This is a genomic window from Burkholderia sp. SIMBA_051, from assembly GCF_046534915.1.
Taxonomy (GTDB): Bacteria; Pseudomonadota; Gammaproteobacteria; order Burkholderiales; family Burkholderiaceae; genus Burkholderia; species Burkholderia ambifaria.
In genome coordinates this window covers 1-264 of sequence record NZ_JAWRXS010000399.1, presented here as the reverse complement: position 1 = coordinate 264, position 264 = coordinate 1, and the positions used below count along the sequence as shown (strand labels likewise).

Sequence of the window (264 nt, the reverse complement as noted above, 5' to 3'; positions counted from 1 at the left end):
ACGTCATCAGCGGAGTGCGGTCGGCTTCCGGTACGATTTCCACCTTGAGCTTGCCTTCAAGCCGCTTGCTCAGCTTCTTCGCGGCCTTCTGCAAGGCGCGTATGCGTTGTCCTCGCAAATCTGATAATTCGGCCAACAGATTGCGTCGCTCCTGTCGCAAGGCGTCGAGCTGAGACTCATGGGCAGCTACTCGCGATTTCATCGGCTTGATGCGCTCGATCTCGATCATAAGGCGCTGGTAGGCCGCACCGACCTCCTGCCCGC

At 59.1% G+C, this 264-nt stretch carries 1 protein-coding gene; it reads right to left on the bottom strand.

Translation table 11 applies throughout. The annotated features are described in order from the left end of the window. The coding region (locus tag SB771_RS35035; protein WP_410722048.1) for a hypothetical protein at positions 1–264 on the bottom strand (264 nt) is incomplete at both ends.